Annotated in this window: 23 protein-coding genes; 16 read left to right on the top strand and 7 right to left on the bottom strand. The window is 39.7% G+C overall.

Annotated elements, in window-relative coordinates:
• Window positions 1-109 precede the first annotated feature (109 nt).
• The 8 genes from pspA (at window position 110) to I6E69_RS04105 (ending at window position 6,726) form a co-directional block, all read left to right on the top strand.
• The gene (gene pspA, locus I6E69_RS04140) at window positions 110-769 is read left to right on the top strand and encodes a phage shock protein PspA (RefSeq protein ID WP_007376832.1); all 660 of its coding nucleotides are present in this window, start codon (window positions 110-112) and stop codon (window positions 767-769) included.
• 72 nt (window positions 770-841) lie between these two features.
• Window positions 842-1,075: an envelope stress response membrane protein PspB gene (gene pspB / locus I6E69_RS04135; protein WP_024596504.1), complete on the top strand. Its 234-nt coding sequence runs from the start codon at window positions 842-844 to the stop codon at window positions 1,073-1,075.
• Window positions 1,072-1,473 (top strand): envelope stress response membrane protein PspC, encoded by a 402-nt coding sequence (gene pspC / locus I6E69_RS04130; protein WP_024596503.1) that lies wholly within the window; start codon window positions 1,072-1,074, stop codon window positions 1,471-1,473. The genes pspB and pspC overlap by 4 nt, the downstream gene beginning before the upstream one ends.
• Window positions 1,474-1,536: 63 nt before the next feature.
• A complete protein-coding gene (locus I6E69_RS04125; RefSeq protein ID WP_197120706.1) occupies window positions 1,537-2,955 on the top strand; it encodes a YcjX family protein in 1,419 nt (472 codons plus the stop codon).
• On the top strand, window positions 2,952-3,977 hold the full coding sequence (locus I6E69_RS04120) for a TIGR01620 family protein (protein WP_197120705.1): 1,026 nt from the start codon (window positions 2,952-2,954) through the stop codon (window positions 3,975-3,977). Before I6E69_RS04125 ends, I6E69_RS04120 begins: the two co-directional genes overlap by 4 nt.
• Before the next feature lie 150 nt (window positions 3,978-4,127).
• Entirely contained in the window at window positions 4,128-5,309 is a 1,182-nt protein-coding gene (megL, locus tag I6E69_RS04115) for a methionine gamma-lyase (RefSeq protein ID WP_166376987.1), read from the top strand.
• 237 nt (window positions 5,310-5,546) lie between these two features.
• The gene (phhA, locus tag I6E69_RS04110) at window positions 5,547-6,344 is read left to right on the top strand and encodes a phenylalanine 4-monooxygenase (RefSeq protein WP_197120704.1); all 798 of its coding nucleotides are present in this window, start codon (window positions 5,547-5,549) and stop codon (window positions 6,342-6,344) included.
• 37 nt (window positions 6,345-6,381) lie between these two features.
• On the top strand, window positions 6,382-6,726 hold the full coding sequence (locus tag I6E69_RS04105) for a 4a-hydroxytetrahydrobiopterin dehydratase (RefSeq protein ID WP_002958326.1): 345 nt from the start codon (window positions 6,382-6,384) through the stop codon (window positions 6,724-6,726).
• Window positions 6,727-6,786: 60 nt separating this feature from the next.
• Here I6E69_RS04105 and I6E69_RS04100 read toward each other — a convergent pair whose 3' ends face one another.
• Genes I6E69_RS04100 through I6E69_RS04085 form a run of 4 tightly spaced genes read right to left on the bottom strand, consistent with a single transcriptional unit; the run spans window position 6,787 to window position 11,522 of the window.
• Window positions 6,787-7,224: a hypothetical protein gene (locus I6E69_RS04100; RefSeq protein ID WP_197120703.1), complete on the bottom strand. Its 438-nt coding sequence runs from the start codon at window positions 7,222-7,224 to the stop codon at window positions 6,787-6,789.
• Between the two features lie 8 nt (window positions 7,225-7,232).
• A complete protein-coding gene (locus I6E69_RS04095; RefSeq protein ID WP_197120702.1) occupies window positions 7,233-9,593 on the bottom strand; it encodes an ABC transporter permease in 2,361 nt (786 codons plus the stop codon).
• Window positions 9,593-10,273: an ABC transporter ATP-binding protein gene (locus I6E69_RS04090; RefSeq protein WP_197120701.1), complete on the bottom strand. Its 681-nt coding sequence runs from the start codon at window positions 10,271-10,273 to the stop codon at window positions 9,593-9,595. Before I6E69_RS04090 ends, I6E69_RS04095 begins: the two co-directional genes overlap by 1 nt.
• A 13-nt stretch (window positions 10,274-10,286) precedes the next feature.
• On the bottom strand, window positions 10,287-11,522 hold the full coding sequence (locus I6E69_RS04085; RefSeq protein ID WP_197120700.1) for an efflux RND transporter periplasmic adaptor subunit: 1,236 nt from the start codon (window positions 11,520-11,522) through the stop codon (window positions 10,287-10,289).
• 508 nt (window positions 11,523-12,030) lie between these two features.
• Between I6E69_RS04085 and I6E69_RS04080 the strand changes: the two genes are divergently transcribed.
• Window positions 12,031-12,819 carry a hypothetical protein gene (locus I6E69_RS04080; RefSeq protein WP_197120699.1) on the top strand — a complete coding sequence of 263 codons (789 nt, stop codon included), beginning with the start codon at window positions 12,031-12,033 and terminating at the stop codon, window positions 12,817-12,819.
• 142 nt (window positions 12,820-12,961) lie between these two features.
• On the opposite strand, the gene dapD is transcribed toward I6E69_RS04080, so the two are convergent.
• From dapD to map, 3 genes are read right to left on the bottom strand one after another with little or no spacing between them, the layout of a single operon-like run.
• Entirely contained in the window at window positions 12,962-13,789 is an 828-nt protein-coding gene (gene dapD, locus I6E69_RS04075; protein WP_002958324.1) for a 2,3,4,5-tetrahydropyridine-2,6-dicarboxylate N-succinyltransferase, read from the bottom strand.
• Window positions 13,790-13,798: 9 nt separating this feature from the next.
• A complete protein-coding gene (gene glnD, locus I6E69_RS04070; RefSeq protein ID WP_002958323.1) occupies window positions 13,799-16,417 on the bottom strand; it encodes a [protein-PII] uridylyltransferase in 2,619 nt (872 codons plus the stop codon).
• A gap of 30 nt (window positions 16,418-16,447) precedes the next feature.
• A complete protein-coding gene (gene map / locus I6E69_RS04065; RefSeq protein ID WP_002958322.1) occupies window positions 16,448-17,233 on the bottom strand; it encodes a type I methionyl aminopeptidase in 786 nt (261 codons plus the stop codon).
• Window positions 17,234-17,504: 271 nt separating this feature from the next.
• Here map and rpsB point away from each other — a divergent pair, with 271 nt between their 5' ends.
• The 7 genes from rpsB to ispC all read left to right on the top strand — a co-directional run bounded on the left by rpsB (window position 17,505) and on the right by ispC (window position 23,779).
• Entirely contained in the window at window positions 17,505-18,233 is a 729-nt protein-coding gene (rpsB, locus tag I6E69_RS04060) for a 30S ribosomal protein S2 (protein WP_002958321.1), read from the top strand.
• 104 nt (window positions 18,234-18,337) lie between these two features.
• On the top strand, window positions 18,338-19,189 hold the full coding sequence (tsf, locus tag I6E69_RS04055; RefSeq protein ID WP_002958320.1) for a translation elongation factor Ts: 852 nt from the start codon (window positions 18,338-18,340) through the stop codon (window positions 19,187-19,189).
• Between the two features lie 158 nt (window positions 19,190-19,347).
• Window positions 19,348-20,097: a UMP kinase gene (gene pyrH / locus I6E69_RS04050; protein ID WP_024596498.1), complete on the top strand. Its 750-nt coding sequence runs from the start codon at window positions 19,348-19,350 to the stop codon at window positions 20,095-20,097.
• Between the two features lie 13 nt (window positions 20,098-20,110).
• Window positions 20,111-20,668 carry a ribosome recycling factor gene (gene frr / locus I6E69_RS04045; RefSeq protein ID WP_002958318.1) on the top strand — a complete coding sequence of 186 codons (558 nt, stop codon included), beginning with the start codon at window positions 20,111-20,113 and terminating at the stop codon, window positions 20,666-20,668.
• Between the two features lie 243 nt (window positions 20,669-20,911).
• Window positions 20,912-21,691, top strand: a complete 780-nt coding sequence (locus I6E69_RS04040; RefSeq protein ID WP_024596497.1) for an isoprenyl transferase — start codon at window positions 20,912-20,914, stop codon at window positions 21,689-21,691.
• A 19-nt stretch (window positions 21,692-21,710) separates the two neighbouring features.
• Window positions 21,711-22,577, top strand: coding sequence for a phosphatidate cytidylyltransferase (locus tag I6E69_RS04035; protein ID WP_002958316.1), 867 nt, complete (start codon window positions 21,711-21,713; stop codon window positions 22,575-22,577).
• On the top strand, window positions 22,574-23,779 hold the full coding sequence (gene ispC / locus I6E69_RS04030; protein WP_165742985.1) for a 1-deoxy-D-xylulose-5-phosphate reductoisomerase: 1,206 nt from the start codon (window positions 22,574-22,576) through the stop codon (window positions 23,777-23,779). Before I6E69_RS04035 ends, ispC begins: the two co-directional genes overlap by 4 nt.

Below are 23,779 nucleotides of genomic sequence, written 5' to 3'. Positions count from 1 at the left end.
TAGTTTAACGTAATGAAAATAAAGTGTATTTTAACTTTTAAAAAGTTGGCAAGCATATTGATACTAGTTATAGCAGACTAACTAAGTTTTAATTACAGAGGTAAATGTTATGGGAATTTTTTCACGTTTTGCAGATATTGTTAATTCTAATATCAACGCCATTTTAGATAAAGCAGAAGACCCAGAAAAAATGGTTCGTCTGATTATTCAAGAAATGGAAGATACGCTTGTTGAAGTACGTTCTACATCAGCTAAAACATTGGCTGAGAAAAAAGAAATTGTACGCCGCTTAGATACACTTAAAGCGCAGGTAAGTGATTGGCAAGATAAAGCCGAACTGGCTTTAAGTAAAGACCGCGACGATTTAGCGCGTTCAGCCTTACTTGAAAAGCAAAAGTCGGCAGATGCAGTTGCTTCAGTAGCGAGTGAGCTTGAACATGTAGAGTCTCATATTGAGAAATTACAGCAAGAAGTAACGACGCTACAAGAAAAGCTAGCAGATGCTAAATCTCGTCAAAAAGCAATTATACTTCGCCAACGTTCGGCTGAGTCGCGCCTTGAAGTTAAAAAGACACTTGATAGCTCAAAAGTAGAAGAAGCACTTAACCGCTTTGAACGTTACGAAACCAAAATTGATGGACTAGAATCTCAAATTGAGTCGTACGATTTAGGTAAAAAGACGTTAGCGGATGAAATTGCTAATCTACAAAAAAATGAAAAGATAGATGATGAGCTAGCCGAACTTAAAAAGAAGTTAGCTGATAAATAATTACATATAAAAATATATGGGGCCCATGTGCCCCAGCTTAAAAACATCAAAACGGATTATCAGGAGAGGATTATGTTTGATCCAGAGATATTAGTTGCACCATTTATCTTGTTTATGATTTTTGTTGCTCCGCTGTGGCTAATTTTGCACTACCGTAGCAAGAAACAAGTAAGCCAAGGTTTAAGTGAGCACGAACATCGCCAATTACTTGAGCTTGCACACAAAGCTGAAAAAATGGCTGATCGATTAGAAACACTTGAAGCATTGCTTGATCAAGAGTCACCACAATGGAGACGCAAAGTATGAGTGCCAAACGCGAATTATTAAGAGACCCACAACGCGGTAAAATAGCCGGTGTATGTGCGGGATTAAGTGACTACTTTAATATGGAGTTATGGTTAGTTCGCATTATATTTGTTAGTGCGGTACTGCTAACGGGTGGCCCATTATTTGTGGTAGCGTATATTGCAGCCTGGTTCATTTTAGATAAAAAAGAGCCCGCAACAGCGCAAACTAAAAGCTCAACTAAAACTGACGATCCGCTAGAAGTGAAATTTAAAGTATGGCAAAAAGGCGAGCCGCCGCGCCGCGCATTGCAAGACTTAAAAGAGCGTTTAACGCGTGTAGATACTCGCCTTCAAGATATGGAGCGCCATGTAACTTCAAGCGAGTTTACGGTGAGCCGTGAAATTAACAAACTTTAAAGGATTTAATAGCACCTTATTTGCAGCGTGATAAATTACGGCAAATTAGGTGCAAGACACTTTATGAGCCAATCATTTGCAAAAAAGACCTTTAAAAGCATTAAAGGCAAAGCACAAAAAGCCCTTCATCGCAGTTTAGACCAACACGTAAAGCTTGCCGTAACTGGCCTAAGTGGTAGTGGTAAAACAGCCTTTATTACCGCGCTTGTTAAACACTTAACAACCCAAGCGGACGATAAAAACTTACCTTTTTTTGATGTAATGCGCGAGCACCGCCATGTGGCCACTAAAGTTGTGCCGCAAGAGGCGTTAAAAGTTCCTACGTTTAATTATACCCGCGCGCTAAATTCATTATTACCCAGCGATGGGATGCCTACATGGCCTGCATCTACCGAGCGTATTAATACGCTGCGCTTGGCAATAAAGTATCAAAGTAATGCAGGGCTGCGCGGCCACTTTTCACCGCAATCAACGCTTTATTTAGATATTATTGACTACCCGGGTGAATGGCTCCTTGATTTACCTATGCTTGAGCAAAGCTATGCTCAATGGTGCGAGCAGCAATACCCGTTATTAACTCAGCCTTCGCGCGTAAACACATCAAGTGATTTTTTAATGGCCGTTGAGCAACTTGACTTAAACGCTCCCGTTGATGAAAACGCACTTGCCCATATTGCTCAGCTTTATCAAAGCATGTTAGTCGGGCTTAAAAAAGACACCAAACTTGCCATGTTACAACCTGGGCGCATGCTTATGCCTGGCGACTTACAAGGCGCGCCATTGTTATTGTTTTTTCCGGTATCGGGTGAAATAAACAGTGACGATGTCGTTGTGGGTTCTAATTTAGCGCATTTAATTAAGCGCTTTAACGCTTATATAAAAGAAGTTGTAAAACCATTTTATAATGAGCATTTTAGGCACTTTGATCGCCAAATCGTACTTGTAGATGTACTTAGTGCGTTAAACGAAGGGCACGAAACACTCCAAGAGCAAAGCAGTGTAATAAACCAATTACTCGCACACTTTAATTATGGTGAGTCGGGCTTTTTTAAACGTTTATTTAAGCCCAACATAGACAAAATATTATTTGCAGCTAATAAATCAGATCACATAAGTGCAAAACACCATAAAGATTTAGCACTACTACTTGATTCGCTCGTGCATGAGCAAAGTAATCATTTAAAGTTTGATGGTGTAAAAATAGAAACCATGGCTATGTCGTCAATTACAGCAACGCAGCCGCGCCAAATTACCGACAAAGGCCAAACGCTTGACTGTATTTATGGTAAACCGCTAAACGAGCCAGATTGGCTTACGTATTTACCGCCGCAGCCTCCCTCGCGGATGCTTAATAAAAATGAGTGGCCAGAACAGGGATTTGAGTTTTTATCGTTCTCTCCAATGCCGAGCCCCGATAAACAACTAAAACATATTCGATTAGATCATGTCATGCAGTACCTGCTAGGAGACAAATTAACATGAGTGAGTCAAACCAACCATTTCAAGCAGGGCGTCGTATAGATACGCAAAGCATTGAGCAAAACGAACCCGTTTTAGAACCTGCAAAAATTATTCAGCACGGACAAAGTGATTACGAAGAACTTGAAGATGAAGCACTAGAGCCAGAAATAGATCTAGAACCTGTATACAAAAAGTCAAAGTGGCAAACACTTAAAGGTGTTTTTGCTATTAGTTTTATAGTGCTGGTGCTTTTAGAATTTGCGTACTCGTTAGTATTTGCTTTCGAGCAGTCAATTATTTTAGGCAGTGTTTATTTAACTGCGGTTGTAAGTGGCGTACTGCTAATAGGGCGCTTATTGTGGCGAGAGTACCGAATGCTGCGTAGTTTAAAGCGTAACCAATTGCACCGAGTTGAAGCCGACAGGCTTTTAAACAGCGAGCAAGTAGGTGGTGCATTACCTTGGCTCGAAAAGCTTAATAAACATCAAGAGCTTGATAACTTTGAAACCTTTAAAAACCAAGCAGCGATGCATCACAGCGACAAAGAAATAATGACGCTGTACGCCAACAGTTTATTAATAACCCAAGACACCAAAGCTAAAAAGCTTATAAATCGTTTTGCGACTGAATCCGCACTGCTAGTTGCTCTAAGCCCGCTTGCGCTGGTGGATATGATGGCTGTGCTTTGGCGTGGTACTAAGTTAATAGAACAAATTGGTAAAATTTACGGCATTGGTTTTGGCTACGCGAGCCGTATAAAGCTGTACCGTATGCTGATAAAACAAGTAATGTTTGTAGGCAGTGCTGAGCTTGTATCTGACCTTGCTGCAACTGCATTAAGTGCTGAGCTTTTAGGTAAGCTTTCGGGACGAGCTGCGCAAGGGGTCAGTGCTGGTATTTTTACAGCGCGTATTGGTTACAAAGCAATGGAGCTTAGTCGCCCGTTACCAAGGCTTGAAAACAAACGCAGCTTACTAAAAGGCACTGTGCAAAGCATCGCAGGTAAAATTATGAGCCGTAAAAAGGCTGAACCAACACACTAGATTAGCAGTGGCAATATTTGTGTACAAACGTGCGCTGCACGGTTTTTACACAAATAGCCATCTGAGCATCCGGCATGCTTGCTGTTTGTAAGCGCATACGTTTTGATTGTTGAATCGCAAAAACATAATAATCAAAAAAATGAGCCTACAATGAGCAAGCATCATATAAACACCCAGTGTATTCACGGACCACAAAAAGCAAACGACCCGCACGGCGCACTCACTTCTCCTTTGTATCAAACCTCTACCTTTCATTTTGAAAATGCCGCACAAGGTGCTGCGCGTTTTGCAGGCGACGAACCTGGCTATATTTATACGCGCTTAGGAAACCCTACAACCACAGAGCTTGAACAAAAAGTTGCTCAACTAGAGAGCTGTGAAGCAGCTGCTGCAACCGCAACAGGTATGGGGGCCGTATCTGCCTCAGTACTGAGCTTTTTATCGCAAGGAGATCACCTTGTTGCCTCAAGTGCTTTATATGGTTGTACCTTTGCGTTTTTCTCGCATATGTTGCCGCGCTGGGGAATCGAAGTCACTTTTGTTGATATGACCAACGAGGACGAACTACGCGCTGCCATCAAACCTAATTCAAAAATGATATTTGTAGAAACGCCAATCAACCCCACTATGGCGGTTATTGATTTGGCACTGATTGGCGCAGTTGCTAAAGAACACAATTTAATTAGTGTGGTCGACAACACCTTTTTAACGCCGCTACTGCAATCGCCTAAAAAATACGGCATCGACATTATAATGCACAGTGCGACCAAGTACTTAAACGGCCACGGAGACGTAGTAGCGGGTATTGTATGTGGATCGCTTGAGCACATAACACACATTAAAATGACCGTACTAAAAGACATTGGTGCAACTATAAGCCCGCACGATGCATGGCTAATTAATCGAGGTCTAAAAACACTCGCCATTAGAATAGAGCGCCATTGTCAAAGCGCACAAACGATAGCCGAATATCTAGAAGCGCACCCACAAGTAAGCACCGTATATTACCCGGGGCTTAAATCGCACCCAGGTTATAAGTTTATTGGTAATCAAATGAAAGCCGCTGGTGGTGTTATTGCGTTTGAAATAAAAGGCACGCTACAAGATGGCGCTCAATTTATTGATAGTATGAAACTTTGTACACTTGCAGTAAGCCTCGGCGACGCTGAAACACTAATTCAGCATCCTGCATCTATGACTCACTCGCCTTATACGCCAGAGGAGCGAGCCGCCGCTGGAATAAGTGATGGGCTGATCAGGCTCTCGGTTGGGCTTGAAGATGTTAACGACATTATTAGTGATTTAGACCAAGCTTTTACTAAAATTGGTTAGATGTATTTAATTGTATACACATAAAAATAAGCTGCAGGCCTTTATTTAAAGGCCTGTATTTTTAATGTGCCACAGGTGTAATTTTAACTTTACGATATAAGTGATCGCGCTAAATACTGATGTTAGCCTATCTATTAAACTTTTCTTCACTTTTGCATAGTATGGGGTCATTCGATATTCATTAGGTTTGAGTATCACACTGACACCGATTTAGGGCTCACACCCAAGAAGGTACTTATGGCTAAAGCAAGTAAATACACATCTAAAACACCAGACGAAAATGGTGTTATACACTGGAGTGATGAAGAAAATAAAATTTGGTCTGAGCTTGTAGCGCGCCAACTTGCATGCATTAAAGGCAAAGCTTGCAACGAGTACATGCAAGGGTTAAAAAAGATTAACCTGCCGCACGACCGTATTCCGCAGTTAAGCGAACTAAACGAAGTGTTGCTGGCCACTACCGGTTGGCAAGTTGCGCCAGTACCTGCGCTTATCGACTTTGATGAGTTTTTTCGATTACTGGCAAACAAGCAGTTTCCGGTAGCTACATTTATTCGTAGCCGCGAAGAGTTTGACTACCTACAAGAGCCAGATATTTTTCATGAAATATTTGGCCATTGCGCCATGCTAACTAACCCTGACTTTGCCGAGTTTACGCATAAGTACGGGCAATTAGGTTACGCAGCGCAGAAAAAAGACCGTGTATACCTTGCGCGTATATACTGGTTTACAGTCGAATTTGGTTTAATGCAAACCGAAGACGGCCTGCGTATTTACGGCGGCGGTATTTTATCAAGCCCAGGGGAGACTCAGTACGTATACTCAAACACGCCAGAAATTAGCCCAATGAATGTGCTTGATGTACTGCGTACGCCGTACCGTATTGATATTATGCAACCACAGTACTACACCATAAATTCGATTCATGATCTGTTTGATATATCACAAATGGATATTATGACTTTGGTTGAGCGAGCTAAAGAGCTTGGTTTGCACGACCCAAAATTTCCACCAAAAGAAAAATTAGCCAGTTAAATATTAATGCTACAAAAGCTAAAAGTAAGGATTTAGAATGTCTTCATTAAGTGCACAAAAATGCGAAGCCTGTCATGTAGATGCGCCAAAAGTATCTGACGAAGAGTTAGCACAATTAATTACTAAAATCCCAGACTGGGTACCAGAAGTGCGTGACGGCATTATGCAGCTTGAGCGTGTTTATAAGTTTAAAAACTTTAAGCAAGCTATCGCGTTTACTAACAAAGTAGGCGACATGGCAGAAGACGAAGGCCATCACCCAGGTTTATTAACCGAGTGGGGCAAAGTAACGGTTACATGGTGGAGCCATTCAATTAAAGGCCTACACAAAAACGACTTTATTTGCGCAGCTAAAACAGACGACGTATTTAACGCGCTGTAAACTTTTTAAAGGTTTAACCTTCGCAACAAAAAACCCGCTAAAGTTATTTAGCGGGTTTTTTTATATACCGTTGTCACTGGCATTTATAGAAATTGAATGAACCTTTAGCTGCTTATCTGAAAACTTACTTTTAAGCATGTCGATGGTTTTTTCTTGTTGCCTACAAGGCGGACAGGGGCCTACATCTTCATCTATTGAGGTGTAAAACAACGTATACTTTTGCTGGGTAAAATCGGGCAATATTGTTAATAGCTGCTCTAAATTACTTTTAATTAAATCAGAATCAGCATGGCTTTGTTTATTTTTAAAAATGGATAAAATATTTGGTAAATATTTATCAGAGTAATGCATCAACTCGCCTTTGCTGTTAAATAAAAACATTTGTGGTGCGGTATTATTAATGGGCGATTTAACCATTTGGTAATGAGAGAAACTGTACTGCTCAGCGTATGTATTTCCACCATATATAAGTAGTGTAGCTAGTAGTAATTTATACATGCTTATCCTTAAGTTAAGTTATTCCACGAATTGTTAAGTGTTTTTTTAATCTCTATAGCAATAATACATATAACCGCTAACAAAATGACTAAATGCACTGTAAGTATCGTGTTTAGGTCAAAAACGGATTGTTGAAATAAAAAAGTTTGTAGTTTTTCATGTTGGATGAACAATAGCGCAATAATAACTATGTGGGTTATCACAAATGCAGTGAAAAATAGCTTTAAAAATAAATAGCATATTTGGTAGCTGCGAGCGCCCATAGCACGCCTTAATGCAAGCTCTGTGGATGATTTAGCCGTAAGCTGTTTAATACTGCTGTAGTTGTATAAAAACGCAGAGAGTAGAAGAATTGAGGAACACACAACGGTAATTATTAGTAATGCATTTCTAGGGGCTTGCTCATTTTTTACTAAAGATGAAAGGGGGGTAAGTGATAAATCGTTAAAGTTAACACTTAATGCTCTTACTGCCGTTTGCAGTTCACTTTCAACTTGTGTGATGGGCGCATAAGTTTTAATTATAATTGTTTCAAAACCTGTCAGGGCACTTATTACATTATATACAGTTGGCTGAACCGGTGTGTCGGCTCCTTCATTATAAATATCATTAACAACACCAACTACTTTATGTTTTACTTTTCCAGTATCAAATTGGGCTAATAAATAAGCTTGGCTTAGTTCTGTGCCTGCAAAGTATTGATCCCATAAAGCGCTGTTAACGACAATGTTTTGGTACTGTTGCCATTGCACGCTTTGCCCAGAAATAAGCTTAGCGCCAATAGTTTTAAAGTAATGCGGGCTCACTCTATGGCTTGCGGTACTGGCGCTTTTACCCGAACTGATAGCTTGTCCGGTAACGGTGTACCATGCACTAAACCCACTGCGATCTGATAGGGGCGGGGCTGAGCTAAGTGATACTTCTTCAATAATGGGCAGTGAATTTAATTGCTGAATTAATTGTTGAGCAGAGTTATTTGCATTAAAGGCCTTGCTAGGTGATTGTGGAAAACTAAAGCTGGCAATTAGAATATTATCTGCATTAAAACCCATACTTTTATTATTTAAATTAATCTGGCTGTAAATAACCAAACTACTAATATAAACACTTGTAATAGCAAGGCTAGTAAGTAACGAAAGCAATGAGAACACTTGTACTTTTTCGCTTGTTGTTGCACTTTGGCCGCGTCCAATACTGCTGTGTATCCACCTTCGCTGAAAATAACTAAGCGCCGATAAGAAAGTAATAATAACAATGTAAAATATCACCAGCGTAAATAATGAAAAAGAGCTGCTTAGCTTATTCAGGCTTGGTAATAAAATTGCGCTAATGCGGTCGCTCAGTGGATACAAAACGCACATTACAATAATAAGTAGTAGGCTTGTGAGTGCAATATCAATAATTTGCTGCACAAAAATGTGTTTGTTATTGGCCCCACATAGTTTGCGTATAGTTTCTTCTTGTTGCTTTTTAATTGACTCTGCACAGTAAAATGCACAAAAGGCAATAAAGCTAAATGAGAGTAAAATATAATAAAGTAACTGCAATAAGTTTAGGCGCTTTATTATTTTATTAAAGTGAGTAGGGCTAACGCCAATACCATCACTAAACTTAAGTTCGGTGTTATCAAATATAAACATTTCGTTTTGTAAGTGCTTATTTAGCAAGCTTAAAAAGAGTGTTTTATTTTTAACGTTTCCTAGAATATACGTAAATGTATCTGGGGTCAGGCTACTTTCTTGAGGCAAAATACGCTTGAGTTGCGAGTAAGAAATAACGAGTTTAGGTTCATAGGCACGTTTAAAGCTTTTAAACTCTTTTGGCATTACAGCAACAATGTTTATGCTTTTATTATTAACAACAAGCTGTTTGCCAATAATATCAGTGACACCTTTAAAATGAGTATGCCAAAACGAATAGCTAATGGCGGCACTTAGTGCGCTGCCTTGTTTTGGGAAATCTAATTTCTCAAAGCTGCCTAAAGCAGGAATGATACCTAATTGTTTATAACCCCCCGATATAAAGCTTACCTTAACAGGCTCGCTATCATGATTAACCGAAAGCTTTAATGATAAATCAATAGAGCGTTCAAAAACGCCGACTAAATCTTGGTGCAATACGGTTATTTCATCAAAAATGTACTCATCAACGGGTAAGTCATTTTGAGTGTCACTTAAGTAAACTTGTTTAATGTTGTGGATGTTATTTATTGCCGTGTGATCGGCTGATAAAAACTGACTATGAATATTATTTATATTTAAAATTAAACACAAAGGAATACTCAGCAACAAACAGCTAAGCCATAATTTAGTATTTTGCTTAGCATATTTTAGCCAGTTTAAAGTCAGAACAGTAATTAAGTTCAGCATCAAAAACCTTGCGCACTAAGCTGTCCGTCTTGAATATACAAACGCGTTTTTGCTGTTTTAGCATGGTTTTCATCATGTGTTATTAAGCAAATTGTTTTGCCATCGTCGTTTAGCTTATTGAGTAACTGATATATTTGTTCGCTATTACTCGAATCTAAATTACCTGTTGGCTCATCGGCTAAAATAATAGAAGGCTCATTTATTAATGCTCTAGCAATAGCAACTCTTTGTTGTTGCCCGCCTGACAATTTGCTTGGCTTTCTATCAATAAATTCAAGCATATTTACTTTATTAAGCGCAGCTTCTACTTTTTTTTGGTAATCCTTTCTAGGCACCGATTTGTTGTAACTGAGTGGCAAAGCCACGTTATCAAATACGCTTAAATGATTTAATAAATTAAAGTTTTGAAATATAAAACCAAGTTCTCTATTTTTAATGGCTGCAATAGAGTCGGGTGTTAAGTCTGCTGTGTTAGTGCCTAAAATAGTGTATTGCCCTTGGCTAGGTAAGTTTAGTAAACCTAAAATAGAAAGTAGGGTACTTTTACCACTGCCAGAAGTACCAGTTATTGCAATGTAGTCACCACTGTTTATTTTAAAACTTACAGCTTTGAGGGTATCAATTTTGGTATTAGGGTATTGATAAAAAACATTATTAAACTCTATTAACGGATAACTCATAACTGACACCTCATTAAAATACTTCTTTCAAATCAAGGTAACTTTGAGTGGCATAAGCTGCTGGTAGTAATAAAACATAGTTACCTTGTAGCGACTCATCAAAGCTTAAAGTGTCTTGCTCAGTCGTTTTGTAATTTATATGAGTAAGAATAGCTTTGCTGGAGGGCGTTATTTCATATATTTTCCACAGACTGTAGTTATCAAAATCATTCGGTTTTTTAATGTTTTGAGCTACTAAAGATTGCTCCAAATAAATATGAGCTTCTATTGCTTGGCTGCTTCTAAGCCATGATGGAGGGGAAGCGTCTAATACTAAAAATACATTAATAGCGCCATTTCTTATTACCGTATCAATATAATCAACCTTAGCTGCAATTGTGCCACTGGGTGTAACTATGTCTGCTTTTTGGCCTATTTTTAACTGAGTAGATGAATACTGAGGGACTTGTATTTTAGCCAGTAAGTTGTCGGTCTCTATTAACTCAAACAGCGATTGCCCTTGAGTAACCGCTTGACCTAATTTAGCTAAGTTTTGGCTTACGGTACCGTCAAAGTTTGCTGTGAGTGTTAGTTGCTCTTGTCGCCTTTGTAAATAGCTAAGTTTGTTTTTTGCGATGTTTACTTTGTTATCAAGCGCAATTAATTGCTGATCAAATGCCTCTTTAAATAGACTAAGTTCACCATTTTTAGCATTAACTTCAAGTTCACTTTGCTTGTAAAGCATTTCGCTTTGTTTAAAGCGAATTGCAGAAATAATACCTTGTTCCATTAAAACTTTATTAGCATTTAATTCAAGTGCTTGTTGCTGCAATGCCATTTTAGCTTTTGATAAGTCGACCTTAATTTGCGAGAGCTTAATTGCTAAATTGCTTTTATCAATAGCTACTTGGGATTCTAAATTAAGCTGCTCGTAACTCGCATTATGTATATCTTGCTCCAATTCGTAGTTAGTCAGCTTTGCTAATACTTGGCCTTTTTTTATAGCTTGCCCTTCACGAATTGTAAGTGTGTTGATATTGCCTTTTAGCGGCGCAGACAAAAGCTCTCTTTGTGTAGGCTCTATTGTACCAATCCCTTTTAATACATTGGGTAATGATACTTGAGAGACTAATATTGGCTTTAAATAACGTTCAGGAATATCATTTGAGAAAAGTAGTGTCTTAATTAAATAACCCAAAGCCAACAACAATAAAGCCGCAATAGCGATAGGGTATCTACTTTTTTGTTTAACGATTAAATACTCTTCCATTAGTACAACCTACTTGTGCTTTCGTTATTTTAAAATGTGGGAAACGCTGTTTTAGTTAGAGTTTTCACTTACCTTAAGTAAAGGGTGTGAGGGTAAGCTAGCTGAGTAATATTTTTTAGCTTGCAGCTAATGGTTTGATTTTTCACCAACTCCGTTCCCAAAACACATTCAGTTATATCACCACTAAGTTAACTATGTAAATTTTATTTTAATGGGATTTAGTGGGAGAAAGGTTTGTTTATCTTGTTTGTTGATGAAGCAGGGCAAAATAAGTACTACGTTGCTACATAAAAGCACTATTTTTTATAAGTGTTTTTATGTTTAGGGGGTTATTGCTAACAATGAGCAGTAGATCGGGATTAATTAAATCAAGCAAATGTTAAACCTACTACATAAAACATGACCATCCTCTTCAGCGCTACATTTACTACTACTTTCTTTAGGTACAAGATGAAAAATTAGATACTATGAAAATCTACATCGTTGTTAAGTCTAATAAGGAAGTTAAATGGCACCCAAAGATAAAGAAGTAATTTTTATAGAACAAAACACAAAACTTATCCTATTAGGATTATCCATATTTATTCTAATTTCAGTTCTTTCTGCGATATATTTTTATAATAGTACTTTCAACTGGTTGAGCCCAGCTCCAAACCGTGGAGAATGGGGCGCTATGGGAGACTATTTTGGTGGTTTAATTAACCCAATACTGTCTTTTGTAACAATTGTTCTTCTTTTATTATCTATAAAAATTCAAGTGAGGGAATTAAAGGCGACAACACAAGAATTAAGAGAAACTAAAGAAGTTCATCAAGAGTCAGTTATGGCTCAAGACAGGAACCTGATGTTTGCTCCACTCACAAAGAGAATAGATCAAGTTATTGAAGAAATTGAAGCTTTAAAAGGTCAACCTGTAATTAGTAGCAATATCGCGAAAAATAATATTGGATTTGTAGAGCAGCACTTAACCCTATTTGATATACACCACAAAGGGTTAGAAGGCTTGAGCCATAAGGAAGAATCTTTTCAAGTATTATATGTAGAAGGGCTAGTTAAGAATTTAGGTGAGCTTAAAAGGAATCTCTGCAAAATAAATATGCTATTAAGTGAATTATATAGAGTTAAAACTCCTAAAATAGCTTTTATAACAGATGAATTAGAAACGTTGACTTATTTTATGTTTAGATTGCTAAAAAAATTAGAAGCTCAGTTTACAAGTGATTCACAGCTTAATGTTACAAGCGAAATTGAATCGTTAAAAAGTAATATTTTGAAATTGAATCTTTATGTAAACTAAGGTAAATATAGAGAACAGGAACATTAAACAAAAAAGCTCCAAGCCAAAGGGCTTAGAGCTTTTCTATATACAATTAAAGTTTAGCTAAAACACTTAACTTCAACGTATCGTTGGGTTTCGTTTCACTCAACCCAACCGACTGTTACTCATCAATTGAGCGTAGTAGGGCGTTTATGCCTACTTTTTCACGTGTTTGCTTATCTACTTTTTTTACGATAATTGCAGCGTAAAGGCTGTGGGTGCCATCTTTTGACGGTAGTGCGCCTGGTACAACTACTGCGCCTGCTGGTACGCGGCCGTAGTGAATTTCGCCGGTTTCGCGGTCGTAAATACGGGTGCTTTGGCTGATGTAAACGCCCATTGAAATTACTGCGCCTTCTTCAACAATTACGCCTTCAACAATTTCAGAACGTGCGCCAATAAAACAGTTGTCTTCGATGATAGTTGGATTAGCTTGTAGAGGCTCTAAAACGCCGCCTATGCCTACGCCACCTGATAAATGTACGTTCTTACCTATTTGTGCACACGAGCCTACAGTTGCCCATGTATCAACCATGGTGCCGTCGTCAACGTATGCGCCAATATTTACGTACGATGGCATAAGCACGACGTTTTTACCTACAAAGCTGCCTTTACGTGCTACAGCGTTTGGTACTACGCGCATACCACCTTGTTGAAATTGCTCTGGCGTGTAGTCGCTAAATTTAAGTGGTACTTTGTCGTAAAACTGGTTTACGCCGTCATTCATTGGTTGGTTGTCGCGAATACGAAACGACAGTAATACGGCTTTTTTAAGCCACTGGTGTACAACCCATTCACCTGATATTTTTTCAGCAACGCGTGCTGCGCCGCTATCAAGTAAATCAAGTGCGTCAATAATGGCTTGCTTTACGTCGCTTGATACTGTGCTTGGGCTAATGCTATCGCGGTTGTCCCATGCGTTTTCGATCATCGTTTTTAAATCTGACATGTGTGTCCTCTATTCTGTTTCGGCGTTGAATTTTTTACGTAATGCCTGATGAATTTTTGCTTGCTCTTCATCAGTCAGCGCTTGGTATTCGTTATTAGATACGACAAAGAAATCCTCTGCACGTTCACCCACCGTGGTAATACGGGCAGCGTGAATGTGTAGTAAATGCGCTTGGAAAACTTCGGCTATTTTGGTTAGTAAACCTTGTATATCGACGGCTTGAATTTCTATTAAGCTACGGTCTTTGCGTGCATGTGGGCGCAATACAATTTTAGGTTTAATATTAAAATCTTTAAAGCGTTGAGAGCGGCTCTTTTTAAAGCGAATTTTTTTACGCGGATCGCTCAGAGCTTGCTCAAGCCCACGTTTAATTGATTGCGCTCGACCGCTCGCTATAGGGTCGCCACTTACTTCAAGTATTACAAAACTAAACAGGACGTAACCGTCTTTTGTGGTCAGTACTTGCGCGTGTTGTATTTGTGCTTTTTTAGAGCCAATTACACTCACTAATCTCGCAAAAAGCGCACCAGAGTAGGGGCTGTATACAAATACTTGTGTACCCCCATGCATTGCTTTGTTAGATACAATTACACTGGGTTGGCTTAAATCGGTGCTAGTTAATAAATGCTCACTTTGCCACGATATTTGCTGTTCGCTAAAGGCGGTAAAGTAGTTGGCTTTAAAGCGACTCCAAATTAAATCAATTTTATTCTCAGGGTAACCTAAGTTGAGTAGACGTTGTTTAGCTTGGTGCTTTTTATCGCGAATTTGGTCGCGCTGATCCATTGGGTTTTCAAGCCCTAAGCGTAATGCGCGCTGCGTGTGCAAGTACAATTCACGCAGTAGGGTGTTTTTCCAATCGTTCCATAAGTTGTCATTAGTTGCACGTATGTCGGCAACGGTTAAACAATATAAATAGTCGAGTTGGCGCTCTGTTTTAATACGTGTTGCAAAGTCTTTTATTACAGCAGGGTCGTTAATATCTTTACGCTGCGCGGTAACCGACATAAGTAAATGGTTACTTACAAGCCATGCTACTAATTTTGCATCAGAGGATGAAAAACCATGTAATTTAGCAAAGGCTATAGCATCAACAGCGCCAAGTTCTGAGTGATCTCCCCCTCGACCTTTAGCAATGTCGTGAAATATACCGGCTAAATAAAGTAGCTCTGGTTTGTCCATTCGAGTGACTATTTCACTACAAATAGGAAACTCGCTAATGCCTGTTTTATCAAAGTATTCGTAAATATTTTTGATTAATTTGTGAGTATGCTCATCTACGGTGTAGGCGTGAAATAAATCGAACTGCATTTGCCCAAATATATTACGCCACTGCGGTAAGTAGGCGGCAAGCATGCCGTGCTTGTGCATAAGCGTAAATGCGCGGCCCATACCATTAGGGTGTTTAACTAAGCGTAAAAAGGCTTCACGACAGGCTGCATAATCTTGTAAATCCCCCAATAAACGGCGGCGTACTTGGCGGATTGTACGAATAGTGCTTGGGTAAATATGCGTTATTGCAGGGTTGTCTGCTATGTGCTCAAACAATACAAAAAGTTGGTCACGTCTAAAAAATACGGATGGATCTTTTACGCGTATTTGATGGCCCACTTGCTCAAAGTTTCTGTCGAGTACTATCACCGTTTTTTCACTACTTTCGGGCATGATACTTTGCTCAAAGTATGAAAGTAGCATTTGGTTAAGTTCGCGAACGCGGCTCATTATTCTAAATAAGCGCTTCATCATACGCTCAACAGAGGCTTTACCGTCGCTACCAAAACCTAAAATTTCGGCGGCTTGTGGTTGATGATCAAACAATAAGCGGTTTTCAGCCCGACCTGCGGCTAGATGCAGTGCAAAGCGAATATTCCATAAGTTTTCTAGGCACTCTGAAAGCTCTTGAAACTCTTCATGGGTTAAGTAGCCGTGACTTATTAACTCTTGCAGGGTTTCGGTTCTAAAGTGCTTTTTTGCAACCCAAATAATGGTTTGCAAGTCGCGCAGGCCACCGGGGTTTTCTTTAATGTTTGGCTCAAGATTATACGCGGTGCCGTGGCACTTTTTGTGGCGTAAGTTTTGTTCTTGAACTTTGGCAGTAAAAAACTCACCGGAGCGCCATACGGGTGTTTCTAGAATATGCGTTTTGAGTTTTTCAAACTCAATATGATTACCAAAAATAAGGCGGCTTTCAAGTAAGCTGGTGGCAAAAGTAACGTCTTCACGTTTTTGCTCAATGGCTTGTTCTATCGTGCGCACGCTGTGGCCAATCTCTAAGTTGAGATCCCATAGCATGGTGACAAACTGGCCTATTTTTTCGCATATTTCTTCGCTTGGTGGTTTAGTTACAAGCAATAAAAAGTCGATGTCGGAGTAGGGATGTAGCTCGCCACGTCCGTATCCGCCTACTGCTATTAATGCTAAATCAGGTTCGCGCGCTAAGTCGTAAACATGAAAAAGCTTAATTAGTAGGCGGTCAATAAACTCAGCCCGGGCATTAATTAAATTCCCAACCGGTTGTTTAGAAAATTCGTTATGTAACCATTTATAAAAATAGCTAGAACAATCGCGATAATCACTAAGTTGCTCAGCATCGCTGAGCAACTTTTTTACTTTGTTGGGTAATGCCACGTGGGCTGGCTCCTAATTTCTTATTTATTATTAGTGTTCTATGATCCTGTCGATAGTATCATCTGATCGTAGCGTTAAAATTTCAACACCATTTTCAGTCACTAATAAAGTATGTTCCCACTGTGCAGACAAGCTGCGGTCGCGAGTTACTACAGTCCAATCATCTTTAAGTAGCTTACATTGGCGTTTACCCGCATTAACCATTGGCTCAATTGTTAAGCACATGCCCGCTTTTAAAGTTTCGCCAGTACCCGCTTTACCGTAGTGCATTACTTGTGGTTCTTCATGAAATCCTGCGCCAATACCGTGGCCGCAATATTCACGAACAATAGAGTAATTAAAACTTTCGGCATATTTTTGAATAGCAGAGCCAATATCACCTAAGCGCACACCTGGTTTTACCATTTTAATAGCAAGGTATAAGCTTTCTTGTGTTACTTCTGCAAGACGCTTAGCTTGGATGTTTGGTGTACCAACGTGGAACATTTTAGAAGTATCGCCGTGGTAGCCATCTTTAATGACAGTTACGTCAATATTTACGCTGTCGCCTTCTTTTAATGCTTTGTCATTTGGAATTCCGTGACAAATAACATGATTAACTGACGTACAAACTGATTTTGGAAAGCCATGATAATTTAACGGAGCAGGGATTGCTTGTTGCACATTAACAATATAATCATGACAAAGTGTATTTAGCTCATCGGTGGTAACACCCGGCACTACATGAGGGCCGATCATTTCAAGTACATCGGCCGCTAAGCGCCCAGCTACGCGCATTTTCTCTATTTCTTCAGGGGTCTTGATAATAGCGCTCATTGAGGCTCCAAAGTTGAGTTTCTAACATTTATCGCCGAACAAATTTTGCACGCGACGTTGAGTATTTAATTTTAATATGGTATAAAGCGCGCCGTCTTTTTACAAATAAATTCTTAAATGATTTTTTGTATTTAAGGCAAACACAATTTTATTTTAACACACACACGTATCGTCACATACACTTGGGTGCATTTGAAGTTTAATTACTTCGGTGTTGGTGCTATGGGATATGTGGAGGCCTAACCCTAAACAACTATAGAGGATCTATAAAATGGCAAACGTTTCAATGCGCGATATGCTTCAAGCTGGTGTTCACTTTGGTCACCAAGCACGTTACTGGAACCCTAAGATGAAGCCTTTCATCTTCGGCACACGTAACCGTGTACATATCATCAACCTTGAGCAAACTGTACCAATGTTCAACGACGCACTTAAGTTTTTATCAAGTGCTGCAGCAAACAAAGGTAAAGTTCTTTTCGTTGGTACTAAGCGCGCAGCAAGCGACGCAGTTAAAGCAGCTGCTTTAGAAAGCGATCAGTTCTTCGTAAATCACCGTTGGTTAGGTGGTATGTTGACTAACTGGAAAACTGTACGTCAATCAATCAAGCGTCTTAAAGACCTTGAAGCACAAAGCCAAGACGGTACTTTCGAGAAATTAACTAAGAAAGAAACGTTAATGCTTAACCGCGAAATGGAAAAGCTTGAAAAGAGCCTTGGTGGTATCAAAAACATGGGCGGTCTTCCAGACGCGCTTTTCGTTATCGATGCTGACCACGAGCACATTGCTATCCGTGAAGCAAACAACCTAGGTATCCCTGTTGTTGCAATCGTTGATACTAACTCTAACCCAGACGGCGTTGATTACATCGTTCCTGGTAACGATGATGCTATCCGTGCTGTAAGCCTTTACACTAGTGCTGTTGCAGCTGCTATCACTGAAGGTCGCGAGAATAACATCGTTGCTCAAGCTGAGAAAGACGATTTCGTTGAAGCTGAGTAATTAGCTATCATCAAGTCTTCATCTTTTTAAGGTGAAGACTTGTTATTCTTGTAGAGCGGGTAACCCGCTTATCTAAACCAGATTTCAGATTTGAGGATTTACTAATGGCTGTAACTACTGCCCTAGTTAAAGAATTACGCGAGCGCACAGGCGCTGGCATGATGGATTGTAAAAAAGCGTTAACTGAGACTGATGGCGACATCGAGTTAGCGATTGAAAACATGCGTAAAAGTGGCGCTGCTAAAGCTGCTAAAAAAGCAGGTAACATTGCTGCTGAAGGTACTATCATCATCAAGCAAAACGCTGGTGTTGCAGTACTAGTAGAAGTTAACTGTCAAACAGACTTCGTTGCAAAAGACGTAAGCTTTTTAGCATTTGCTGATAAAGTTGCTGAAGCTGCAATTGCTGACACTCTTACTATCGAAGACTTACAAGCTAAGTTTGAAGAAGACCGTGTTGAGCTAGTAACTAAAATTGGCGAAAACATCAACGTACGTCGTCTGCAGTACATCGCTGGTGAAAACCTAGTTGAGTACCGTCATGGCGACCGTATCGGTGTTGTTGTTGCAGGTGTTGCTGATGAAGAAACACTTAAGCACGTTGCAATGCACGTTGCTGCTTCACGTCCAGAGTACTTAACTCCTTCAGACGTACCAGCTGACGTTGTAGAAAAAGAAAAGCAAGTACAAATCGAAATCGCGATGAATGAAGGCAAGCCTGCTGAAATCGCTGAGAAGATGGTTGTTGGTCGCATGAAAAAATTCACTGGTGAGGTTTCTCTTACTGGTCAAGCTTTCATCATGGAACCTAAAAAATCTGTTGGCGATATTCTTAAAGAGAAAAACGCAACAGTTACTGGCTTTGTACGTGTAGAAGTTGGTGAAGGTATCGAGAAGAAAGAAGAAGATTTTGCTGCTGAAGTTGCTGCTCAAATTGCAGCTGCTAAAGGTCAGTAAGATTAACTATTTGTGATGCAAAAGGAAATTAGATGCAATTAAAGTACTATTTGGTTTTGCTTCACAGCTAGAAATTCTTTAAAATAACCGCGCTTTTATGTTTAACATAAGCGCGGTTATTTTTTATCCATAATTCAATAAAAGTTGGCCCCTATACTATGACTATCAATCGCAAACCTATTTTTAGACGTGTTCTTCTCAAATTAAGTGGTGAAGCTTTAATGGGAGACGAAGGCTTCGGCATCGACCCTAAAGTTTTAGACCGTATGGCACAAGAAATTAAAGAGCTAGTAGAGCTTGACGTAGAAGTGGGTTTAGTTATTGGTGGAGGTAACTTTTTACGCGGTGGTTCACTTGCAGAAGCAGGTATGAACCGCGTAGTAGGCGACCACATGGGTATGCTTGCAACGGTTATGAATGGCCTTGCAATGCGTGATGCGCTACACCGTGCATTTGTAAACTGTCGTTTAATGTCGGCTATTCCGCTAAATGGTGTATGTGACGCTTATAACTGGGCTGAAGCAATTAGTTTATTGAAAACTGGCCGCGTTGTTATTTTTGCAGCGGGCACCGGTAACCCATTTTTTACTACCGATTCTGCAGCGTGTTTACGCGGTATCGAAATTGAAGCGGATACAGTAATTAAAGCGACTAAAGTGGATGGCGTGTACAGTGATGATCCTGTTAAAAACCCAGAAGCGACGCTTTACAGCCACTTAAGCTACAATGAAATCATTGAAAAAGAATTAAAAGTTATGGATTTAGCGGCATTTACTCTAGCCCGCGATCACAATATGCCATTGAGCGTATTTAATATGAATAAATCAGGCGCGCTAAAACGCGTAATTATGGGTGAAGAAGAAGGAACACTTATTTCTTCACAAGCCTCAGATGAAATAATCAAATAATTAGGATTAAACCGTGATTAACGATATTCAAAAAGACGCGCAAGCGCGCATGCAAAAAAGTGTAACTGCACTAGGTAGCCAATTATCTAAAATTCGTACTGGCCGTGCACATCCTGCAATCCTAGATGGCATTATGGTGTCGTACTACGGTGCACCAACGCCTTTAAACCAAGTTGCTAACGTAACAATTGAAGATTCTCGTACACTTGCTATTGGTGTATTTGATAAGTCTTTAGCGCAAGCTGTTGAAAAAGCAATTATGGCGTCTGACTTAGGTTTAAACCCTATGTCGGCAGGTACTGTTATTCGTGTACCACTTCCTCCACTTACAGAAGAGCGTCGTAAAGACCTAATCAAAATTGTACGTGGCGAAGTTGAAGGCGGTCGTGTTGCTATTCGTAACATTCGTCGTGATGCTAATGGCGATGTAAAAGGTTTATTAAAAGATAAAGAAATATCTGAAGATGAAGCGCGTCAATCAGATGATGCGATTCAAAAACTTACAGATAAGTTTATCAAAGAAATGGATACTCTATTAGCTGCTAAAGAAGCAGAGTTAATGGAAATCTAAGTAGGGCCTGTTTATCTTTTGAGGTTGAATTTGCAGTAGTGTGTTTGGTTTTAAGGCAAGGCAGAGCCTACGTAGTGTGGTTATTTCCCATTATTAGGCGATAGCAATGCATAAAATCTAAAAACGCGCTGCTCAAAGGGTTCTGCCTAGATTGAATAAATTACAATCCTGAAAGGTCGACAGGACCTATTAAAATTATTAGTTTTGAAACGCCGTCTAGGGTATACTAGGCGGCGTTTTTTTATGGAATACTCGATATTTATGGTTCTAGATGCTGACACAATTTCACAGCAATGTTTACCCAAACATGTTGCTATCATCATGGATGGGAACGGACGTTGGGCACAAGCTAGAAATAGACCTCGTGTGTATGGGCATAAAAAAGGCGTAGACGCAGTTCGTCAATCTGTTCAGTTTTGTACTAAATTAGGGATACAATCGTTAACCTTATTTGCTTTTAGTAGTGAAAACTGGCGCCGCCCTGAAGACGAAGTAAACACTTTAATGGAGCTTTTCTTATTTGTTTTAACAAAGGAAGTTAAAAAGCTTCATAAAAACAATGTAAAACTGACCATTATTGGAGACTTATCACGATTTTCTGAAGGATTACGTAGCAAGGTAGACGCTGCGCATAAGCTGACTGAAAATAATACCGGATTGCGCTTAAATGTTGCAGCTAATTACGGTGGTCGTTGGGATATGGCTAACGCGGCTAAACAACTTGCTTTGCAAGTTGCGCAAGGCACACTCAACGCAGAAGATATTACAGAAGAGCGCTTAGCACAGCATATGAGCATGGCAGATCAGGCTGAACCTGATTTACTTATTCGCACTGGTGGCGATGTTCGTATTAGTAATTTTTTACTATGGCAAGTTGCTTATGCAGAACTTTACTTTACCGAGACACTTTGGCCTGATTTTAATGAAGCAGCATTTGCTGAGGCTATAGCGTGTTACGTTGCCAGAGAGCGACGTTTTGGTTGTACGGGCGAACAAATAAAACAATTACTCGCTCAAACCTAAATAGAATAAGGGTCACATTTTGTTAAAACAACGAATTTTAACCTCACTTGTGCTTGCACCATCGGCATTAGCTTTGGTTTTTTATACACCGCTTACGTTATTTAGTTACTTTGCCGGTGCAATAGTATTATTAGGCGCATGGGAATGGTCTGCGTTTATGGGTTTATGCGATAAGCTCAAACGTGGTGCTTTTGTTATATTGATTGCAGCCTTACTTGGCCTGCTTAATTTACATTGGCCTATTGAATCACTATGGGAAAATGGCAAGCTAGTAGGTGATGCAAATTACGTATTTACGCTTTCGTTTGCTTGGTGGATTGTTGCTAGTTATTTAATTTGGCGCTATCCAGAAATGGCTAAAGCGTGGAATGAAGGTTTAGTAATGCGCGGCATTGCAGGTTTATTAACACTTGTGCCGTTATGGCTTGCACTAAATACGCTGCGCAGTGCGCAATATGCTGAATCAACACATTTTGGCTCTGTACTTATTTTAGTCGTATTGGGTATTGTGTGGAGTGCAGACGTAGGCGCTTATTTTTCAGGTAAGAGCTTTGGTAAGCATAAACTTATGCCAAAAGTGAGCCCTAATAAAACAATTGAAGGGTTAGCAGGCGGTGTAGTCGCTTCTATCATTTTTGTTTTAGCATTTTGTCACTTTACCGATGTTGATTTAGGTGTTTGGCCTATCTACGCGATAATGACTGCATTTATTGCATTGTTCTCTGCGGTAGGTGATTTACTGGAAAGCATGTTTAAACGTGAAGCCGGTTTAAAAGATAGCGGCCGTTGTTTACCTGGGCACGGCGGTATTTTAGATCGCATTGACAGCTTAACGGCTGCAGCTCCAATGTTTGTAATGTGCTATGCGTGGACTCTTAGTTTATGAGCCAAAAGCAATTGCTGGTTATTTTAGGCGCAACAGGTTCAATTGGTTTAAGTACACTAGATGTTGTATCGCGCAATAAAGAGTTATTTGATGTTTTTGTTTTAGCTGCAGGGCAAAACGCAAAAAAAATGGCTGAGCTGTGTATTGAACACGAACCACTTTATGCGATTATGGCTACCCAGCAAGCCGCTGAGCAGCTATCTGCTTATTTAGCTAATACACAATGCCAAACGCTTGTTATGCACGGCGAGCAAGCAATGTGCGACTTATGTGCTCACCCAGATGTTGATGTCGTGATGTCGGCAATTGTAGGTGCAGCTGGTTTACTGCCAACATTAAGTGCAGTAGAAGCAGGTAAAAAAGTACTCCTTGCTAATAAAGAATCGTTAGTTATGTCAGGTCAGTTGTTTATTGATAAAGTTAAACAACATAAAGCGACCTTGCTGCCAATTGATAGCGAACATAATGCTATTTTTCAATGCCTACCTTCTTCGTTACAAAATGCCAAAGGCGATCAAAATTTACAGCAACATGGCGTAAGTAAAATTTTGCTTACCGGTTCTGGTGGCCCGTTTTTAACGCGCGATATAAACACACTAAAAGATGTAACTGTAAGTGAAGCCGTGGCGCATCCTAACTGGTCGATGGGTCAAAAAATATCAGTAGACTCGGCCACTATGATGAATAAAGGCTTAGAGTTTATTGAAGCTAAGTGGTTATTCAATTGCGACACCAGTGATATAGACGTAGTGATTCATCCACAAAGTATTATTCACTCAATGGTGCAATATCATGACGGTTCTATTTTAGCGCAAATGGGTAACCCTGATATGCGCACGCCAATTGCCCATGCACTTGCATACCCGGAGCGAATTAATGCAGGCGTTAAACCGTTAAACTTCTCTGATATATGTGATTTCTCATTCACCAAGCCTGACTTTTCTCGCTATCCAAATTTACAATTAGCGATTGATGCGTGTAGTGCAGGGCAGGGCGCGACTACAACGGTTAATGCTGCAAATGAGATAGCAGTAAGTGCATTCTTAAACGGTAAAATTGGTTTTACTGATATATACAAAATAAATGCACAAACGCTTGAAGCTGCAACGTATACCAATGTACAAAGCTTAGATGAAATTTTAGAGTGCGATAAATTAGCGCGTATTAGCGCTTCAGAATTTATAACAAAAGTGGCGCATTAA

The organism is Pseudoalteromonas sp. NZS100 (assembly GCF_015864815.1).
GTDB classification, from domain to species: Bacteria; Pseudomonadota; Gammaproteobacteria; order Enterobacterales; family Alteromonadaceae; genus Pseudoalteromonas; species Pseudoalteromonas distincta.
Note: the sequence above shows the minus strand (reverse complement) of the source record. Positions and strands in the feature narration are given on the sequence as shown.

Bases quoted from the DNA above. Each gene is read 5' to 3' on its own strand.
- pspA (WP_007376832.1), top strand. From the start codon at position 110: ATGGGAATTTTTTCACGTTTTGCAGATATTGTTAATTCTAATATCAAC.
- pspB (WP_024596504.1), top strand. From the start codon at position 842: ATGTTTGATCCAGAGATATTAGTTGCACCATTTATCTTGTTTATGATT.
- pspC (WP_024596503.1), top strand. From the start codon at position 1,072: ATGAGTGCCAAACGCGAATTATTAAGAGACCCACAACGCGGTAAAATA.
- I6E69_RS04125 (WP_197120706.1), top strand. From the start codon at position 1,537: ATGAGCCAATCATTTGCAAAAAAGACCTTTAAAAGCATTAAAGGCAAA.
- I6E69_RS04120 (WP_197120705.1), top strand. From the start codon at position 2,952: ATGAGTGAGTCAAACCAACCATTTCAAGCAGGGCGTCGTATAGATACG.
- megL (WP_166376987.1), top strand. From the start codon at position 4,128: ATGAGCAAGCATCATATAAACACCCAGTGTATTCACGGACCACAAAAA.
- phhA (WP_197120704.1), top strand. From the start codon at position 5,547: ATGGCTAAAGCAAGTAAATACACATCTAAAACACCAGACGAAAATGGT.
- I6E69_RS04105 (WP_002958326.1), top strand. From the start codon at position 6,382: ATGTCTTCATTAAGTGCACAAAAATGCGAAGCCTGTCATGTAGATGCG.
- I6E69_RS04100 (WP_197120703.1), bottom strand. From the start codon at position 7,224: ATGTATAAATTACTACTAGCTACACTACTTATATATGGTGGAAATACA.
- I6E69_RS04095 (WP_197120702.1), bottom strand. From the start codon at position 9,593: ATGCTGAACTTAATTACTGTTCTGACTTTAAACTGGCTAAAATATGCT.
- I6E69_RS04090 (WP_197120701.1), bottom strand. From the start codon at position 10,273: ATGAGTTATCCGTTAATAGAGTTTAATAATGTTTTTTATCAATACCCT.
- I6E69_RS04085 (WP_197120700.1), bottom strand. From the start codon at position 11,522: ATGGAAGAGTATTTAATCGTTAAACAAAAAAGTAGATACCCTATCGCT.
- I6E69_RS04080 (WP_197120699.1), top strand. From the start codon at position 12,031: ATGGCACCCAAAGATAAAGAAGTAATTTTTATAGAACAAAACACAAAA.
- dapD (WP_002958324.1), bottom strand. From the start codon at position 13,789: ATGTCAGATTTAAAAACGATGATCGAAAACGCATGGGACAACCGCGAT.
- map (WP_002958322.1), bottom strand. From the start codon at position 17,233: ATGAGCGCTATTATCAAGACCCCTGAAGAAATAGAGAAAATGCGCGTA.
- rpsB (WP_002958321.1), top strand. From the start codon at position 17,505: ATGGCAAACGTTTCAATGCGCGATATGCTTCAAGCTGGTGTTCACTTT.
- tsf (WP_002958320.1), top strand. From the start codon at position 18,338: ATGGCTGTAACTACTGCCCTAGTTAAAGAATTACGCGAGCGCACAGGC.
- pyrH (WP_024596498.1), top strand. From the start codon at position 19,348: ATGACTATCAATCGCAAACCTATTTTTAGACGTGTTCTTCTCAAATTA.
- I6E69_RS04040 (WP_024596497.1), top strand. From the start codon at position 20,912: ATGGAATACTCGATATTTATGGTTCTAGATGCTGACACAATTTCACAG.
- ispC (WP_165742985.1), top strand. From the start codon at position 22,574: ATGAGCCAAAAGCAATTGCTGGTTATTTTAGGCGCAACAGGTTCAATT.